The organism is Denitromonas ohlonensis, assembly GCF_007625205.1.
Classification (GTDB): Bacteria; Pseudomonadota; Gammaproteobacteria; order Burkholderiales; family Rhodocyclaceae; genus Nitrogeniibacter; species Nitrogeniibacter ohlonensis.
In genome coordinates, this window is sequence record NZ_VMNI01000012.1 from 140,364 (window position 1) to 157,426 (window position 17,063).

At 66.2% G+C, this 17,063-nt stretch carries 16 protein-coding genes; 5 read left to right on the forward strand and 11 right to left on the reverse strand.

The annotated features are described in order from the left end of the window. Positions 1-94: 94 nt before the first annotated feature. Complete coding sequence (gene msrA, locus FHP89_RS13235; RefSeq protein ID WP_144177595.1) at positions 95-757, reverse strand: peptide-methionine (S)-S-oxide reductase MsrA; 663 nt, start codon at positions 755-757, stop codon at positions 95-97. A gap of 138 nt (positions 758-895) precedes the next feature. Here msrA and FHP89_RS13240 point away from each other — a divergent pair, with 138 nt between their 5' ends. Continuing rightward, positions 896-1,660, forward strand: coding sequence for an SDR family oxidoreductase (locus tag FHP89_RS13240; protein ID WP_144177598.1), 765 nt, complete (start codon positions 896-898; stop codon positions 1,658-1,660). A gap of 43 nt (positions 1,661-1,703) precedes the next feature. On the opposite strand, the gene FHP89_RS13245 is transcribed toward FHP89_RS13240, so the two are convergent. Further along, entirely contained in the window at positions 1,704-3,815 is a 2,112-nt protein-coding gene (locus FHP89_RS13245) for a TonB-dependent receptor plug domain-containing protein (RefSeq protein ID WP_260851594.1), read from the reverse strand. A 269-nt stretch (positions 3,816-4,084) separates the two neighbouring features. Between FHP89_RS13245 and FHP89_RS13250 the strand changes: the two genes are divergently transcribed. Next, entirely contained in the window at positions 4,085-5,419 is a 1,335-nt protein-coding gene (locus FHP89_RS13250; RefSeq protein WP_144177600.1) for an SLC13 family permease, read from the forward strand. Positions 5,420-5,489: 70 nt separating this feature from the next. Here FHP89_RS13250 and FHP89_RS13255 read toward each other — a convergent pair whose 3' ends face one another. Further along, positions 5,490-6,095 (reverse strand): hypothetical protein, encoded by a 606-nt coding sequence (locus tag FHP89_RS13255; RefSeq protein WP_144177602.1) that lies wholly within the window; start codon positions 6,093-6,095, stop codon positions 5,490-5,492. 298 nt (positions 6,096-6,393) lie between these two features. Between FHP89_RS13255 and FHP89_RS13260 the strand changes: the two genes are divergently transcribed. Next, on the forward strand, positions 6,394-7,320 hold the full coding sequence (locus FHP89_RS13260; RefSeq protein ID WP_144177604.1) for a carbon-nitrogen hydrolase family protein: 927 nt from the start codon (positions 6,394-6,396) through the stop codon (positions 7,318-7,320). 48 nt (positions 7,321-7,368) lie between these two features. Here the strand turns inward: FHP89_RS13260 and FHP89_RS13265 are convergent, their stop codons facing one another. After that, the gene (locus FHP89_RS13265; protein WP_144177606.1) at positions 7,369-8,838 is read right to left on the reverse strand and encodes a sensor domain-containing diguanylate cyclase; all 1,470 of its coding nucleotides are present in this window, start codon (positions 8,836-8,838) and stop codon (positions 7,369-7,371) included. A gap of 154 nt (positions 8,839-8,992) precedes the next feature. Between FHP89_RS13265 and FHP89_RS13270 the strand changes: the two genes are divergently transcribed. Further along, positions 8,993-9,688: a YceI family protein gene (locus FHP89_RS13270; protein WP_186300294.1), complete on the forward strand. Its 696-nt coding sequence runs from the start codon at positions 8,993-8,995 to the stop codon at positions 9,686-9,688. A 40-nt stretch (positions 9,689-9,728) separates the two neighbouring features. Here the strand turns inward: FHP89_RS13270 and pqqE are convergent, their stop codons facing one another. From pqqE to pqqA, 6 genes are all read right to left on the reverse strand, one after another. Continuing rightward, on the reverse strand, positions 9,729-10,856 hold the full coding sequence (gene pqqE / locus FHP89_RS13275; protein WP_144177610.1) for a pyrroloquinoline quinone biosynthesis protein PqqE: 1,128 nt from the start codon (positions 10,854-10,856) through the stop codon (positions 9,729-9,731). A 118-nt stretch (positions 10,857-10,974) separates the two neighbouring features. Next, positions 10,975-11,235, reverse strand: coding sequence for a pyrroloquinoline quinone biosynthesis peptide chaperone PqqD (pqqD, locus tag FHP89_RS13280; protein WP_144177612.1), 261 nt, complete (start codon positions 11,233-11,235; stop codon positions 10,975-10,977). After that, positions 11,232-12,005 (reverse strand): pyrroloquinoline-quinone synthase PqqC, encoded by a 774-nt coding sequence (pqqC, locus tag FHP89_RS13285; protein ID WP_144177614.1) that lies wholly within the window; start codon positions 12,003-12,005, stop codon positions 11,232-11,234. Before pqqC ends, pqqD begins: the two co-directional genes overlap by 4 nt. Next, entirely contained in the window at positions 12,002-12,826 is an 825-nt protein-coding gene (locus tag FHP89_RS13290; RefSeq protein ID WP_144177616.1) for a tetratricopeptide repeat protein, read from the reverse strand. The genes pqqC and FHP89_RS13290 overlap by 4 nt, the downstream gene beginning before the upstream one ends. Further along, positions 12,823-13,737: a pyrroloquinoline quinone biosynthesis protein PqqB gene (gene pqqB, locus FHP89_RS13295; RefSeq protein ID WP_144177618.1), complete on the reverse strand. Its 915-nt coding sequence runs from the start codon at positions 13,735-13,737 to the stop codon at positions 12,823-12,825. The genes FHP89_RS13290 and pqqB overlap by 4 nt, the downstream gene beginning before the upstream one ends. Before the next feature lie 48 nt (positions 13,738-13,785). Then, a complete protein-coding gene (pqqA, locus tag FHP89_RS21360) occupies positions 13,786-13,860 on the reverse strand; it encodes a pyrroloquinoline quinone precursor peptide PqqA (RefSeq protein WP_144177666.1) in 75 nt (24 codons plus the stop codon). Between the two features lie 368 nt (positions 13,861-14,228). Here pqqA and FHP89_RS13305 point away from each other — a divergent pair, with 368 nt between their 5' ends. Then, the gene (locus FHP89_RS13305; protein WP_144177620.1) at positions 14,229-15,179 is read left to right on the forward strand and encodes an alpha/beta fold hydrolase; all 951 of its coding nucleotides are present in this window, start codon (positions 14,229-14,231) and stop codon (positions 15,177-15,179) included. A 107-nt stretch (positions 15,180-15,286) separates the two neighbouring features. Here FHP89_RS13305 and FHP89_RS13310 read toward each other — a convergent pair whose 3' ends face one another. Further along, complete coding sequence (locus tag FHP89_RS13310) at positions 15,287-16,246, reverse strand: DMT family transporter (RefSeq protein ID WP_144177622.1); 960 nt, start codon at positions 16,244-16,246, stop codon at positions 15,287-15,289. Positions 16,247-17,063 lie beyond the last annotated feature (817 nt).

Here is a 17,063-nt window from a genome sequence, read left to right on the forward strand (position 1 = left end):
GGTGCAGTAGCCGAAGGGCATTGCATCGATCCACGGTTGAACGGTGCAATACGGCTGCGCCTATTGCACCCTACCGGCCGGCGCCCACCCCGCCCTACTTCCCATGATGCACAAACGGCGCATCCGCCCCCCACAACTGACTCACCCGCGCATCCCGACCGCAGCTCTGGCGGTAGAAGTTGTAGGCCTCGATCTGTGACTTCGGGCCGCGGCGGGTGAGCGTCCAGCCGCCGCCCTTGTAGTAGTCCTGGTGGTAGTCCTCGGCGACGGTGAAGGGCGCTGCGTCGAGGATGGGGGTGACGATGGGCTTCCCGAGTTCTTTCTGGGCGGCATCGAGCTCGGCCTTGGCGATGGCGCGCTGTTCGTCGTTGGCGACGAAGATGGCGGTGCGATAGCTGCTGCCGCGGTCGCAGAACTGGCCGCCGGCATCGGTGGGATCGATGGAGCGGAAGAACAGGTGGATGAGCCGCTGGTAGCCGACCACGTCGGCGTCGTAGCTGATCTTGACCGCTTCGTAGTGGCCGGTGTTGCCACCGGTGACCTGTTTGTAGGTGGGGTTCTCGGTATGGCCACCGGTGTAACCGGAGACGGCTTCGAGCACGCCGGGGACGGACTCGAAGTCGGATTCGACACACCAGAAGCAGCCACCGGCCACCACCATGGACTGGATGTCGCGGGCGTGGGCGGCGGCGGAAAGGCCGAGGGCGAGGGTCAGGCCGAGGGCCAGACGGCGCGTGTGGGTACGGGGTTTCGACATGGGCGTTCTCCTTGACCTATAAGACCGTCTGGCCTGTGCCGACCTTACAGCATCGCCCAATTCCACGTCCGCCAAGCGCGTACCTCCCGCCGGCCAGCGTCGCAGACTGATGCTTCCTCAACACAGCAGGGACACATCATGTTTTCGCTACAGGACAAGATCACGATTGTGACGGGCGCCAGTTCGGGCATTGGCCGGGCGGCGGCGCTGGCGTTTGCCGGGGCCGGTGCGCGGGTGGTGGTGACGGCGCGGCGGCAGGAGGTGCTGGATGCGGTGGTTGACGAGATCGGCGCGGCCGGCGGCACGGCGTATGCGCTGGCCGGCGAGGCGGCGGACGCGGCGTTTGCGCAGCAGTTGGTGGATGCCACGGTGGACCGCTTCGGCGGGCTGGACATCGCCTTCAACAACGCGGGCACGCTGGGCGCCATGGGGCCGACGCCAGAGCTGCCGCTGGCCGGCTGGCACGAGACGCTGACGGTGAACCTGTCGAGCGCCTTCTATGCGGCGCGGGCGCAGATCCCGGCGATGCGGCGGCGTGGGGGTGGCGCGCTGATCTTTACCTCATCGGTTGTGGGCAGCACGACGGCATTCGCGGGCATGGCGGCCTATGCGGCGAGCAAGGCCGGGCTGGTGGGCCTGGTGAAGGCGCTGGCGGCGGAATGCGGGCCGGATGCCATCCGCGCTAACGCAATTCTGCCCGGCGGCACGGACACGCCGATGGGGCGGACGGTGGCCAATTCGCCCGAGGCGCTGGCCCATGTGACCGGCCTGCACGCGCTGGGCCGGCTGGCGCAACCGGAGGAGATCGCCTCAGCGGCGCTCTACCTGGCCTCCGACGCGGCGGCCTTCGTCACCGGCTCGGCGATGGTTGTGGATGGCGGGGTGTCGGTGTTCCGCGGCTGAGCGTGGCGTGCGCCGACCCGGCGGCCGGCGCGCGCCAACGCCCTCACCACACCAGCCGCAGGCTGGCGTAGATCAACGGTTCGTGGCGGTAGCGCCCTTCGTGGAACTCGGTCGCGATCTCACCCAGGTTCTGCATCACCAGGGCGAATTCGTTCTCGGCCCCCGGCGGGCCGAAGCGTTTAGCGAGGCGCAGGTCAATGCGGTCGCGATTGGGCACGCGGTCGCCCTGGTTGAGCCAGTACATGTCGTCGTTGTGGTAGTAGCCGAGGCTGGCGCGCCAGCGCTCGGGCAGGTCTTTCATGAACAGCAGCGAGGTGGTCACCTGCGGTGCGCTCAGTTCGATGTCGCGATCGACCAGGTCATCGCTGGCGTTGAGCGTGATGTAGGCCTGCGAGAACACCACCCGGCCCCAGCCTTTCCGGCGCCAGTCGACGGTGTATTCGCCGCCCTTGGCGACGAAATTGCCCAGGTTGAGAAATCGCTTGGTCTTGGCGCTCTGGTAGGTCAGCGCGTTGGCGGCCGACCAGTCGGCCGGCGGGAAGACACCGACATCGCTGCAGCGCTCTTTGGACGGCACCGGCACCGCGGCCGTCGGCAGCCGGCAGCTCTGGCTGTCGAGATAGCCCGAATAGGCTTCGCGGAACACGCGCACATCGACCGACAGGCCTTTCATCGGCCGGGCCACGAGTCCGATCTCGAAGAAGCGCATCTCTTCGGGGTCGACCGGCTGCGCGGCGTTGTAGCCGATATTCACGATCGAGCCGTCCTCGCGCAGGGTCTCGAGGCCGTGCGATTCGATCAATGAGGGCGCCCGGTAGGCTTTGCCGGCGGACACGCGCAACCCGGCGGTCGGCGTGAGGGCGTAGTTGATGGCCACGCGCGGGGAAAACAACTTTCCGCTGTAGTCATGGTGCTCGTAAGTGCCGCCGAGGTTCAGCGCCAGGGCATCGGTCGCCTGCCAGGTGAGGTTGCCGAAGGTCTGCCAGTAGGTGGCAGTGAGTGCCGCATCGGTGTCGAAATAGGCGGCCGAGCGCACCCGCTCGTGGCGCGCGCCGGCACCGATCAGGGCCTCCACCGACGGCAGGATCTGGCCACTCAACTGGACTTCGAGGCTGTTGACGCTGACGTCGATGTCGCGGTCGGCATGGATCGTGCCGTCTCGCGCCTCGCCGACCTTGCGCACGTCAATCTCCCACGCCCGGCGGGCCTGCTGGCCCTGGTAGAAGTACTGCAGCGACAGTTCGGAGGTGGTGCTATAGCTGCGCGTCCAGGCGGCGTGCACCGTCTGGTTGCGGATGTCGCCATCCTGCACCGGGTCGAGCTGGAAGTTACGCAGCCGCGTACCCATCTCCGGGTAGCCCCGATTGTCCACCCCCTGGCTGACACCAAAATGCAGGCTGAGCCGGTCCTGCGGGTTGATCTGGCTGACCAGCTGGAGATTGAGAACTTCGCGCGAGAACGCTTCCTGCATCTCGTTTTCGCCATTGCTCCGGACAAAGGACTCGAAGGTCGCCGCGCTGCGGGTCGATGCCGACAGCCGCCAGGCCACGGGCGAATCCGCCGGCCCATTGACGCGCACGCCATGGTCGTAAAAGCCGTCCACGCCGAAACGGGAGATCACGCTGTAGCCGTCTTCGGTGACCGGCGAGCGGGTGATGATGTTGACCACGCCCTGGAACGCATTGGCGCCATAGGCGCCGCCGTTGGCCGAGCGCACGACCTCGATGCGCTCGATGTCGTCGACGCGAATGGTGAGGTTGTCCCACTGGGTGTCGCCCCAGATCGGGTTATTGACCGTCCGTCCATCGACCAGCACCTTGATGCGCCGATCGTAGGCATCGCCAATGCCATGGTTGGCCACCGTGGGCGAGCCTCCCGGCCAGTCGGCCACCTGGAAACCGGGCACCAGACGCAGCAAGTCGTGGATCTCGGTAAAGCCCGAGGCCTCGATCATTTCGCGGTCGATCAACGTGACCGGCGCGGGCGCCAGCATGGGCGACTGCGCCAGTCGCGACGCGGTGAGCACCAGTGGAACCTCCTCGAAAAAGGCGTCGGCCTCACTGGCCTCGACACGCCCTGCAAAGACGCACAACACCATTGCGCACATCGGCAGCACGCGGCGAAACCCCACGTCGCGCACACATTCAACAGCCACAAGCACTCCCTGATCGTATTGTTGGTATTTAGCGGGCGGCAAGGCTCTCACGCAGCCCCTTCAGGGTCAATGCGAAACCGAGCAAAGCTTGATTCAGGATAACGAACCCCCGCGGAACAACTGAAGCGCAGCCCGCCACGAACCGCCGAACGGCACCCTGTGGCATATCGTGCCCCCCGACCAAGCGGCCATTCGCCGCGGGTGAAGTCGTGCCCCCGTTCGCGTAGACTGCCCCCGGGCGCCCTTGCCCCACCCCCCGGACGCAGCGCATGCGCACTTTCAATCTCGGTATCGCCGTCGGCCTCTTCCTCGGCCTGAATCTGGCACTCACCCCCTCGCTTGGCGCCACCGGCGGCGGGCTGGCGCTGGTGGCGACCATCGCCTGGCTGTGGACCACCGAGGCGCTGCATGTGAGCGTCACCGCCGTGCTCGTGCCCTTGCTGGCGGCGGTGAGCGGCGTGCTGCCCTTCGACGGCGCACTCCGGCAGTTCGCCGACCCGGTCATTTTCCTGTTCCTCGGCGGCTTCGCCCTGGCTGCCGGCTTGCAGCGGCAGGGGCTGGATCGCTGGATGGCCGCGCAAGTCATCCGCCGCGCCGGCAACCGGCTGGATCACGCCGCGCGCTGGCTGTTCGGGCTCACCGCCTTTTTATCGATGTGGATCAGCAACACCGCCACGGCGGCCATGATGCTGCCGCTGGCGCTGGGTTTGCTGGCCTCGCTGCCCATCGAACGCTATCGCTCGGCCTATCTGTATGTGCTGCTCGGCGTCGCCTTTTCGGCCAACATCGGCGGTATCGGCACGCTGGTCGGCAGCCCGCCCAATGCCATCGCCGCCGCACAAGTGGGGCTGGGCTTTGCCGGCTGGCTGGTGTGGGGGTTGCCGCTGGTGCTGGTGCTGATGCCTTTGATGGAAGTCGCGCTGCGCTTTGCGCTCAAGCCCGATCTGAGTGCCGAAGTCGAACTGCCACCACCACAAGCCGCGTGGCCCCGGCCGCAAAAACAGATGCTGGCGCTGTTCGGCGCCACCGTGCTGCTGTGGGTATTTGGCGCGCCACTGAACGTCTGGCTGGAAATGGGGCGCGGCTACGATGCGGCCGTGGCCGTATTTGCACTGGTAATGCTGCACGCCCTGCGCCTGACCGAGTGGAAGGCCGTCGAGCGCAGCACCGACTGGGGCGTGCTGCTGCTCTTCGGCGGCGGCCTCACCCTGAGCCGCGCGCTGGCCGAAAGCGGCGCGGCGGCCTGGCTGGCGGCGCAACTGGGCGGCCCGCTCGAAACCCTGCCAGCCTTCGTCTGTCTGGCGCTGATGGTCCTCTTCGCGATGCTGATTACCGAAGTCACCAGCAACACCGCCAGCGCCGCGCTGCTGATCCCGTTGTTCATTGGCCTGGCACCGCAGATTGATTCCACCCCGCTCGCCGTGCTGGTGGCGGTGGGCACCTCCTGCGCCTTTCTGTTGCCCGTGGCCACGCCGCCGAACGCGATTGTGTTCGGCAGCGGTCATGTGCCACAACGGGTGATGATCCGCGCCGGATTGTGGGTGTCGCTGCTGATCTATCCAGTGCTGGTAGCAGTAGCGGCCGGGATGCTGGCGCTGGTGTGATGCGGCCTTGGTGGACGGCAAGCCGCGCACCCTACGACGGGGCACGCGCCAGCGCAGGCCTCACGCCGTCCTATCCTTCAATCAATTTTGTGTACGCACGCCGGGTGTCGGGCGACACGGCGGCCAGCACTTGCGCGTAAGCGGTTTTATGGCGCGCCATGAGCCGGGCGCTAGCGACTGTTTTCGAGCGGCAATACCAGTGGCAGGTGTGCTGAAACAGATACATCTCGGCCATCACCGTAAAGGCTTTGTCCTTGTCGCTGCGCGCCGGATAATCTTCAATCGCATTGGCAACGCCTTGCGCGTGAATGCTGACCGCCTTGCGCAGATCGAAGGTGGCCGTCGGAAACAGCCGATCGGCAAAGGGAACCGCCCAGGCCAGCTTGCTGATACGGACGGTATCGGCATCAGCCCGATTCAGGTCATTGGCGAGCCGGCCGAGCTGCTCGCTCAGTGCGGTTTCGTTGGCACGCATGAGGCCCCAGATCTGTTCGCGACGCTCGGCATCGTCTTCGCCCAGCGCGCGCAGATAGCCCTCGGTGAGGGTTTCCATGTGCTTTTCGAGGCTGTAGTTCTGGAGGTGGTTGCCCAGCAGGGCGATGCGCCGGCGCTGGTCCTGGGTTTTGAGGGCGTAGGCGGCGAGGCCGGCCATGACAAGCAATACGAGTGGGTCCATGCCGGCATTGTCCGGGGCTTTGACGGTGGCGGCAATGGCGGCGTGCGCGCGAACGTGCTCGCCTACCGTAGTCAGCCGTCGATGGTGTTTCGGAAACCAATTTGCCGAAAGTGCTCTGCTAGACTGAACGGCCCAATTTTTGCGGGGCGGGCAAAGCCGCACGGCCAGAAAACGCCCCGTGCTGCGGCCATCCAGCCCCCGCCATCCCCATCGGTCCTGCTGCGCTCGTGGCGCCTGCCGATGCCGCGCCCAGCAGGCCTGCCGCCTGGCGCGACGACCCGAATTCAGGAGAGTGCACATGAAGCCTTTTGCCATTGCCGGCATCCAGATGAATGTCTCGGCCATCGAGTCAAACGTCGAGCGCATGAAGCTCAAGCTCGACATCACCATGAATCTGTACCCGTGGGTGCAGATGGTGATGTTCAGCGAGCTGTGCGCCTTTGGCCCGCTGACCTATGCCGCGCGCGAGTTTCCGTGCGACTTCGAAGCCGAAATGCAGGAAATGGCCCGCAAGTACGGCATCTGGCTGCTGCCGGGGTCGATCTTTGAGAAGAGCGGCGACAAGATCTACAACACCGCCTCGGTCATCAACCCGCAGGGCGAGGTCGTCGCGCGCTACCGCAAGATGTTCCCCTTCTACCCGTATGAAGAGGGCGTGACGCCGGGGCTGGAATACTGTGTGTTCGATGTGCCGGACGTGGGCCGTTTCGGCGTGTCGATCTGCTACGACATGTGGTTCCCCGAGACCATCCGCACGCTGGCGGTGATGGGCGCCGAGGTCATCCTCCACCCCACGCTGACCGGCACCATCGACCGCGACAACGAGCTGGCCATCGCGCAGGCCATGAGCACGATCAACCAGTGCTACCTGTTCGATGTGAACGGCCTCGACGCCGGCGGCAGCGGCCGCTCGATCATCACCGGGCCGGATGGCCGGGTGCAGTATCAGGCGCAGAACAACGAAGAGATCATCCCGATCGAGCTGGACATCGACCGCGTGCGCCGCAGCCGCGAGCTGGGCACGCTGCGCCTCGGCCAGCCGCTCAAGAGCTTCCGCGACCACATGGGCGACTTCAGCATCTACTGGCGCGACCAGACCCACCCCTATCTCGACTCACTCGGCCCGCTGATCAAGCCGGGGCGCATGGACCGCATCGCCGAGCTCAAGCGAATCGAAGGCGGCATGTACCCGCACCCGCTGCCGAAACCGCCCGCCACGCAGTGAGGCGACACCAGCGAACGCCCGCCGACGCATCGTGCCGCGATCGCTGGCCTATGCCTCGGGCGCCACGCAGACGCGGTTCCGGCCTGCGTTCTTGGCCTGGTAGAGCGCGGCGTCGGCGCGGCTGACCGCCTGCTCGGTCGTCTCTCCGGCATGGTACGCGGCAACGCCGATGCTGATCGTGACCGGAATCGCCTGGCCATTGACGGCAAAGGCTTCCTCACCGATGCCCCGGCGCAGGCTCTCGGCGATCCGCAGAGCTTCGCTCAGGTCGCAGTGGCGCAGCAGGATAAGCAACTCCTCGCCACCCCAGCGCACCACCAGGTCGGATTCGCGCAGGGCGTCGAGCAGCCGTTTGGCGATGCCGGCCAGCACCTCGTCGCCGGCCATGTGGCCATGGCGATCGTTGATTTGCTTGAAAAAGTCGATATCGGCGAGCAGGAAGGCCATGGGCTGCGGATCGCGCTTGTGGTCGGCCAGCAGCTTCTTCATCAGCATGGTGAAGGCGTTGCGATTGAGCAGGCCGGTCAGCTTGTCGATGGTCGCCATCTCCTCGATGCGATGCTGGTAGTTCCTCAGCGCCACGTGGGCGAGGCTGATCACGACCGCCGTGATCAGCAGGCTGATCAGGATATTGATCCACAGCGTTCTCTGGATGCCGTCCAGCGCGGCATCCTGGCCCTGCTCGACGAACAGGTACCACTTCAGCTCCGGCAGGTAGTTCACCTGCAGGATCTGCGTGTTGCCGTCGGCGTCCGCATACTGGTAGGAGCCGCTCTCTGCGGCCAGGATGTGCTCTAGCTGCGGCCCGATGCCGGCGCCGTCGTGCAGATCGACGTTCAGCGCCTTGGTGCTGTTGCCCACCAGCACCACCTTGCCGGCCTTATTGACGAAGTAGATCTTGCGATTGAAGCGTTGCTGATGCTCGGTAACCAGCCGGCGCACGGCGTCTACCGTCAGGCCGATGCCGGTGGCGCCGATGTAGTTGCCGTCGAAATCGTAGACCCGGTAGTTGATGAAGATGGTCAGCGCATCCTGATTGGCCAGGTCGGGGTCGACGTTGATCTCGTAGTCTTCCGTCAGGGCGCGGGTGCGGTAATACCAGGCGTCGCGCGGCTCGTCGGGCGATATCTGCTTGAGAACGCCGTCGCCGGTGTAATAGATCCCGCTGCGTTCCGACACGAAGAAGCTCGCGAAAGCCCCGTAGCGCTGCCTGACCTCCCGCAGATAGTGCGTCATCTCCTCGACATCGGCCTCGCCCTGCAAGACCCAGCGACGCAGGAAGGTGTCGTGCGCCATGGTCGAGGAAATGAGCACCGGCCGCACCAGGTCCTTCTGGATCTCGGAGTAGATGTTGCTGGAGGTCAGCGGCAGGCTCTGCTCGACGATGGCCTCAAGAATGGAGCGCTTGGAGACTTCATAGCTGATGAACGAGGTCACCAGAAAACCGACGGTGAGCAGGAGCCCCAGGATCAGCAGCAGTCGGCTGTGGTTGAAGAGACGATGACGGTAGGGGGGCATGGCCGGACCACAACGGAGGGTAGGGCATCATACTATGCAGCGCCGCGACGCCACGCAGGCATGCGTCACGCGCGGCCGTCAGGGCAGGCGCTGGCACCGACAGGCCGCTCGACGCCCTTGCGCCCGAGCGGCCGGATGGCGGACGATGCCATCCATGCGACATCTGCCCCGCCTGCTCGCCGCACTGTGGCTCACCGCCTGCACCACGCCCGCCCCGCCCCCGCCGGCCGACACCCGCGCCGCGGAGACGCCACTGACCGAACCCGCACCCGACGCGGTGCGCTACCAGGTGGCGAGCGCGCGCTCGGACGTGCGCTTTGTGGTCTACCGGGCCGGGCGACTGGCGGCGCTGGGGCACAACCATGTGATCGTGGCGCGGCAAATCGACGGCGAGATCGCGCTGACGCCTGATCTAACCCGCACGCAGTTTTCACTGCGCCTGCCGGTGGCGTCTTTCGAGGTCGACCCGCCCGGCGCACGTCGCGACGAAGGCGAGGGCTTCGCGGTGCTGCCCTCTGCCGATGCCATCGCCGGCACCCGCCGCAACATGCTCGGCGCGCGGGTGCTTGATGCGGAACACCACCCCGAGGTCGCGATCGACGCGGTGAGCGTCCGCGGCGCCCTGCCCACGCCAACGGTCACGGTGCGCCTCACCCTGCGCGGCGTGGCGCGCGATGTGGACGTGCCGGTGACGGTGGCGCAGAACGGCAACACGTTAACCGCCAAGGCCAGTTTCGATATCCGTCAGCGTGACTTCGGTATCACCCCGATGTCGGTCTTCGGCGGCGCATTGCAGGTGGCCGATGCGGTCACGGTGCGCATGCGCGTCGTCGCAACACGCCTGCCGTAGGGCGGATAAGCCGCAGGCGGATGCGCTGCGCTTATCCGCCCTACGGTGCGATCTGCCGCGAGGCTTTCGGGTCGCGGAAAACCAGCGGCGCAGTGGTCACGGCGCCCGGCTGCTGGGCGCGGGCGACGGCGTCGAGCACCACCTGATGCGCCGGCGATTTGTCGCACACGGGGTCGGGCGCGGCGGCGTCACCGGCCAGCATGAAGGCCTGGCAGCGGCAGCCGCCGAGGTCTTTTTCCTTGTCCGGGCAGGTCTTGCAGGTATCGCTCATCCAGCCATCGCCGCGATAGCGGTTGAAGCCTTCCGAGTCATACCAGATCTCGCCCACGCTCATCTCGCGCACGTTCGGAAACGCCAGCCCCGGCAGCATCTTGGCGGTGTGGCAAGGCAACGCGGTGCCGTCGGGGGTGACGGTGAGAAAGACATTGCCCCAGCCGTTCATGCATTTTTTGGGGCGGGTTTCGTAGTAGTCCGGCACCACGAAGAAGATGCGGAGCTTGTCGCCAAGCTTGGCGCGGTATTCATTAGTGATGCGTTCGGCGCGCTCTAGCTGTTCGCGCGAGGGCAGCAGCTGGTCGCGGTTGAGCAGCGCCCACGAGTAATACTGGTTGTTGGCCAGCTCCAGATACTCGGCGCCGAGCGCCACCGCCATCTCGATGATCTCGCCGATGTGGTCGATGTTGAGCCGGTGGATGACGCAATTCATCACCATCGGCCAGCCGTTGGCCTTGATGGTGTGCGCCACTTTCTGTTTGAGATCGAAGGTGCGCGTGTGCGACAGAAAGTCGTTCAGCTCTTTTGTGGTGTCCTGAAACGAGAGCTGGATGTGGTCGAGCCCGGCGCGCTTGAGCGCCTCGGCGCGGTCTTCGGTGAGGCCGACGCCGGAGGTGAGCAGATTGGTGTAGTAGCCGAGGCGATGCGCTTCGGCCACCAGCACTTCGAGGTCGTCGCGCACCAGCGGCTCGCCGCCCGAAAAGCCGCACTGCACGCTGCCCAGCGCGCGCGCTTCGTTCAGCACGCGCAGCCAGGCTTCGGTGTCGAGTTCGTCTTCAGCGCTGGTGCGCGCGAAGTCCACCGGGTTGTAGCAAAAGGCGCAGTGCAGCGGGCAGCGGTAGGTGAGCTCGGCGAGCAGCCACAGCGGCGGGCCGGGGCGGTCGGTGGCGGTCATGGTGTCGTCCTCCCTCGAGAGGCGGCGGATGCGCTGCGCTTATCCGCCCTACCCAATCGCCGCCGTAGGGCGGATAAGCGCAGCGCATCCGCCATCCCCCGGTCGATTCGCGCAAGCATCACGCCACCCACTGCTGCTGTCGCGCCATATCGAGAAAGGCGCGTACGTCGGGCTCCAGCCCGGTGGCGTCAAACGCAGTTTCGAGATCGGCGACCAGCGCCGGCACGTCGCGGCTGCCGTCGCAGCGCTTGAGGATCTCGGCCGCGCTGGCGTTGAGCTTGACCATGCCCTCAGGGTAGAGCAGCACCCAGGCCTGCTGAGCGTCCTCCCACTGCATGCGGAAGTGGCTGGACAGACGGGGGTTGGCGTCGGCGTTCATGCTTTCGGCCCCTGGATCTCGATCTCGCAGCTTTGCAGCATGATCGCGTCAGCCAGCGACCACAGCACATCGAGCTTGAACTGCAGGATGTCGAGCGCGCGTTGCTGCAGGGCGCGGTTCTGGCCGAAGTAGTCGAGCGTGAAACGCAGGCCGTGGGCCACGTCGCGACGCGCCTGGGTGAGCCGGTTGCGAAAATACTGCAGACCCTCGGTTTCGATCCACGGATACTTCTCCGGCCAGGTGTCGAGGCGCTGCTGGTGAATGTGCGGCGCGAACAGCTCGGTGAGGCTGGAGGCCACGGCGTCCTGCCAGGGGCGCTGACGAGCGAACGTCACATAGGCATCGACCGCGAAGCGCGCCGCCGGCGACACCAGCCGCTCGGACACCACGTCGTCACGACTCAGGCCCACCGCCTCGCCGAGGCGAATCCACGCCTCGATGCCGCCATCGTCCTGCACGCCGCCGATGGCATAACCGTCATGATCGAGAATGCGCTGGATCCACTCGCGGCGGATGTCGCGGTCAGGGCAGTTGGCGAGGATGTTGGCGTCCTTGACCGGGATCGCCACCTGATACAGATAGCGGTTGGCCACCCAGCGCTGCAGCTGCGCCTGAGTCAGCTTGCCCTCGGCCATCATCACGTGGAAGGGGTGGTAGATGTGGTAGCTGGTGCCCTTCTCGCGCAGCCGGGCTTCGAAATCCTGCGTACTCCACGGTGCTTCGCCAGCGATGGCGGCCAGGTGCGGCGTGGGGATGTCGTCGTGTTTCATCGGGGCGTCTCCTCGAGAGTCGGGGCGGTGTCGCGCTCGTGTTGCAGGGACACGGCCTCGGGGTAGCCCGCCGCCACCGCCTTGGCCAGCCAAGCATCGGCGGCGGCCAGGTCCTGCGCGCGGCCAACGCCGGTACGCAGCATCACGGACAGGGCAAACTGTGCCTCGGCCTCGCCGCCGCGCGCGGCGGATTCGAACAGATCGGCTGCCCGTGCCAGGTCGCGGGGCACACCACGGCCCGCCTCATACAGCCAGGCCAGCCGGGTGCGGGCGCGCAGATCACCCGTATCTGACAAACGTGCATAGTGCTGCGCCGCCGTCGCCGCTTCGCCGGTTGATTCAAGCCGGCGCGCTGCCAGATAGGGGTCATCCGGCACACCGCGACGCAACGCCGCCAGTTGCGCGGCTGCGCCATCGTCGCCCAGCGCGGCGGCGCGAGCCAGCCAGTGTTCGGCACGGGCCGGGTCGGCGGCAACGAGGCGCCCTTCCAGATAGAGTTGGGCGAGCCGGTACTGCGCTTTGCTTGAGCCGCCCTCGGCGCCGCGGGTGTAGCACATCAGGGCGCGCACCGCATCTTGCGCCTCACCCAATCCGTCTTCGGCCAGCAAGCCAAGGTTGAACCACGCCTCGGCCACCCCGCGCTCCGCCAGCGCCGTCCAGATCTGCCGCGCCTCGGCATAGTGGGCCATCTTGAACTCGGCATAGCCCTTGTAGAGGCCCGTGCTCGGTCTGCTGACGATGTCGGCCAGCGTGTCTTCATCGAGCACGGCCGCCGCAGGCGCGCAGGCCAGCGCGAGGCTCAGCGCGGCGGCGCTTCTCACAGCGCGATCTCCATCCCGTCGAAAGCCACCTCGATGCCGTGACGCGCCAGCTCGGCGCGCTCGGCGCTGTCTTCATTGAGGATGGGGTTGGTGTTGTTGATGTGGATGAGAATCTTGCGCGTGCTCGCCGGCAGTCGGTCGAGCCATTCGAGCATGCCGTCCGGGCCGGACTGCGGCATGTGGCCCATGGCGCGCGAGGTCTTGGCCGAGGCGCCGAGGCGGATCATCTCGTCGTCGGTCCACAAGGTGCCGTCCACCAGCACCACGTCAGCGGCCTGCATGGCAGCCCACACCGCGTCTTCCATCTCGCCCAGGCCGGGCGCGTAAAACAGCCGGCGGCCGCTGCGGGTGTCGGTGATGGTCACGCCGATGTTGTCGCCCGGTTCGGGGCGGTCGCGCCGCGGCGAATAAGGCGGCGCGTTGCTGGTTAGCGGCAGCGCGCTAAAGCGCAGGCCGGTGATGGCGTCGATTACGAAGTCCTGCCCGAGGGCGATCTCGTGCCAGTCGATGCCGCAATAGTGTTCGAGCACGCCAAACAGCGGGTTGCCGGCGCTGAGGTCGTCGCGCACCGGGCGGGTGCACCACAGCGCATGCGGCTGGCGGTGTTCGCGCAGCATGTAGAGGCCGGTGGTGTGGTCGATCTGCGCGTCGATCAGCACGATGGCGGCAATGCCGGTGTCGCGTAGCGCCCGCCCCGGTTGCAGCACCGGGCAGCGCTGGATCTGCGTGAGGATGTCGGGCGAGGCGTTGAACAGCGCCCAGTGTTCGTCATCGCCGCTGACGATGATCGACGATTGCGTGCGCGCCGTGGCGCGGATGCTGCCGCTGCGCAGGCCCGCACAATTGGGGCAGTTGCAGTTCCACTGCGGAAAGCCACCGCCAGCGCCGGCGCCGAGAACGCGTAGTTTCATGATCGTTGATCAGCCGGTCCGCGAGCATCGCCCGCGGACCTCGCCGGCTTAGCGCGAAGCGATGTACATGGTGATTTCAAAGCCGAAACGAAAATCGGCGGCGGTCGGGGTTTCCCATTTCATAGTGTCTCTCCGGTGTTTGTGGGTGGATCGCGGCGACTAAGCGCCACGTGAGCCCAGCATGCCGGCACACGGCAAGCGACACATCCGTGGAATGTGGACTCGCGCCTACAGATTTTCATGAGGCCCGCCGCTCACACCGATGGCAGGTTGAAACCCGCCCTACGCAGCAGCGGCATCGCCCCGCAGGACCGGATTCATCCGGCCAATCATCCCGACCGTGCGTGGCGACCCTTCCTCGTAGGGCCGGATTCATCCGGCCAGCGACGGTCGAAGCTGGGTCACCGTGCCAAGACGCCAGCCCTTGGCGGGATCAATCCCGACCCACGCCAGTGCAGACAATCCCGCCACCACGCACTAGCATGAAGGCCATGCCTACCCCACCCGCCCCCTGGTCCGTCTTCTCGCTCGACGTCGGCGACGGCCACCAGCTGCATGTCGAACAAAGCGGTGCGTCCGATGGCCTGCCGGTGATCTGCCTGCACGGCGGGCCGGGCAGCGGCATGAGCGCCGGCCACCGGCAGTTCTTCGACGCCACGCGCTACCACATCATCCAGTTCGACCAGCGCGGCTGCGGCCGCAGCACCCCGCGCGGCGGCCTCGCCCACAACACCACCGGGCATCTGGTCGCCGACATCGAGCGCATCCGCCAGCACCTGGGCATCGACCGCTGGCTGATATTCGGCGGCTCCTGGGGCGCCACGCTGGCGATGGCCTATGGCGCCGCCCACCGCAGCGCCTGCCTCGGCGTCATCCTGCGCGGCGTCTTCCTCGGCTCGGCCGACGACCTGCGCCGCTTCTTCGATGACGGCCAGCCCCACGCCCCCGCCATTCACGCCCGACTCGCCGCCCTTGCGCCGCCGGGCGCGCGATCCAAGCTCGCCCATTGGCTCCCCGCCGCCCTGCTCACCGCCCGCCCCAACGAGCAAGCCGCCCTCACCACCGCCTGGATGGCCTGGGAAAACGCCCTCGACAACGGCCCCACCGCCCCCTTTACCCCACCCACCGGCGACGCACTGGCCGCCGCCATCGACAAATACCGCGTGCAGGCGCACTACCTGCATCACCACTGCTTTGTAGAAAACGATTGGTGGCGCGACGCGGCCACGACGCTGGCCGCGCTGCCGGTGGCGATTCTGCACGGCACGCAAGATCGCATCTGCCACCCCGACAACGCCCGCGCGGTGCACACCGCCTGCCCCGGCAGCGTGCTGCAACTGGTCGACGGCTGCGGTCACAGCCCGTTTGCGCCGGCCATGGCGGCGGCGTTACGTGAGGCGACGCGACGCTTCGACAGCGCGGATGGTTTCAAGCAAGCTTAAAGTTGCGAAAATCGGAAGGACAGCGACGAGCGCTCAGGGCTTTCTGATAGGCGTGATTTCCGCCTTGCATTGAAAAATGTCAGGCGCCAACCGGCCTCCCGCGCAACTCAAGCATGCGCCTTGCGCCGTGGCGCCCACGCCCCCAGACCCGCGCCGGCGGACACCACCACAATGCCTATGCCGGCCAGCAGCGAGATCGGTTCGTCCAGCAGCGCATAGGCGCCAACGGCCGACACCGCTGGCACCAGTGCCAGCGCCATTGAGGCGCGGCTGGCACCGATCCGGGCAGTGGCATAGGCATACATGCCGGCGGCCAGCAGCGCGGCCACGATGCCCTGGTAGATGCCTTGCAGCGCGAGGTCTCCCCAGCTGGCGGACTGGATCGTCTTGGGCAGCCAGAGGAAATAGATCGGCAGGTAGATCACACTCGAAAACCCGGCGATGCCGACCACCGCGTTGCGCGCGCCCGGTTGCCAGCGGCGCACCAGCAAGCCAAAGATGGCCCACGAGGCCGCCGCACACAAAAACAGCACATCGCCCAGCCACTGCCCCTGCGCCAGCGGCGCGAACAGGCTCTCGGCGCTGATCAGTACCAGCCCGGCGGTCGTCAGCACGAGCGACACCACGATCTTGCGCGAGCGCTGCAAGCCGGTGGTCAGCGCCAGCAGCACGGCCGTCCAGAACGGAATGCCGCCATTGACGAACACCCCGGCGTGCGTGCTTGGCGCCAGGGCAAAGCCCGAATAGGCGAACAGCGCATAGCCCAAGCCACCAAAGAGCGCCAGCGTGAGATAGCGCAGATAGTGCGCCACCGGAATGTCACGAATGAAGAACGGCAGCGCCAGCGTGCCCGACACGGCGTAGCGCAACGCCGCCATGTCGTACGGCGTGAACGCGCCCGTGCTGCCAAAGCGCGACACGATGTTGAACCCCGACCAGCACAGCACCACGACCGCCGCCGCTGCCAAGCCCCTCCAGGCATCGGCGCTGCTCGCGGTAGGGTCGTCAGACGGAGGGCCGGCGCGATGTTGGAGGGTTTGTGCCGCGGGTTGCGAAATTTTCGTCATGGCTGGCGCACCGTGTCGTGAGCGATGGCACCTGCGGTGCGCTGAGCCGCGCGCCCTGCAAAGACATGCGCCAACGACGACGTCGCCAGCATCGGATCACAAAAGCGCTGCCCGCACGCGACGGCCGGGGCGGTGTTGAAAGACGGCATGAAAGGTCTCTGTGGTGCGCCCGAGCCTCCGGGCTGTTCGACAACCCAGCCTGTTGCCACACACTGTCGACTCCTGGCGCATCCGGGGAAGCGGCAAGTAAATCACGCCACCACGGACCGCGACAGGCTCAGTCTGTCCGAACTTTTGGCAAAACAGTTCGGATGGGCGCAGATGTTGGATTTCTAGACCTGCCCTCGTGACCGGCATCGCCGACCTATCGCGGTGTCCGGGGAAAATGAGCCAGGACATACCCGGTGAGTTCCCGTTCGTCAGGCAGGCAGCGTATTGGAGACGTAAATGACAAATGTCGCTTGATGAGGTGACATTTTGCCTCTAGGGTCAAATTGACAGTTCAGGCGCGGCGAGAAATGGGAACGTAGCACCTCCATGCTTTTGTTTTATTTCATGATTTTACGTAAAAGATTTTCTTTTTGACCTGGCTTGTGAGGTGACCTCATGTGCATTCAACGTCGAAATATGCTGTCGTTACCGATGAAGTGCCTTAGCCGCGCCCTATTGATGCTCGTGTTGGACGAAGCCGCTACGCGGAGAAGCCGCCGCTGCCGCGACGGCGCAAGAGTGGTCACAATCGAGCCTCGCCCTTCCGTGTGGAGGGATCCTTTGTATGACAAACACGAGGCTCGCGCAAGATGACCGAAAGCATCAC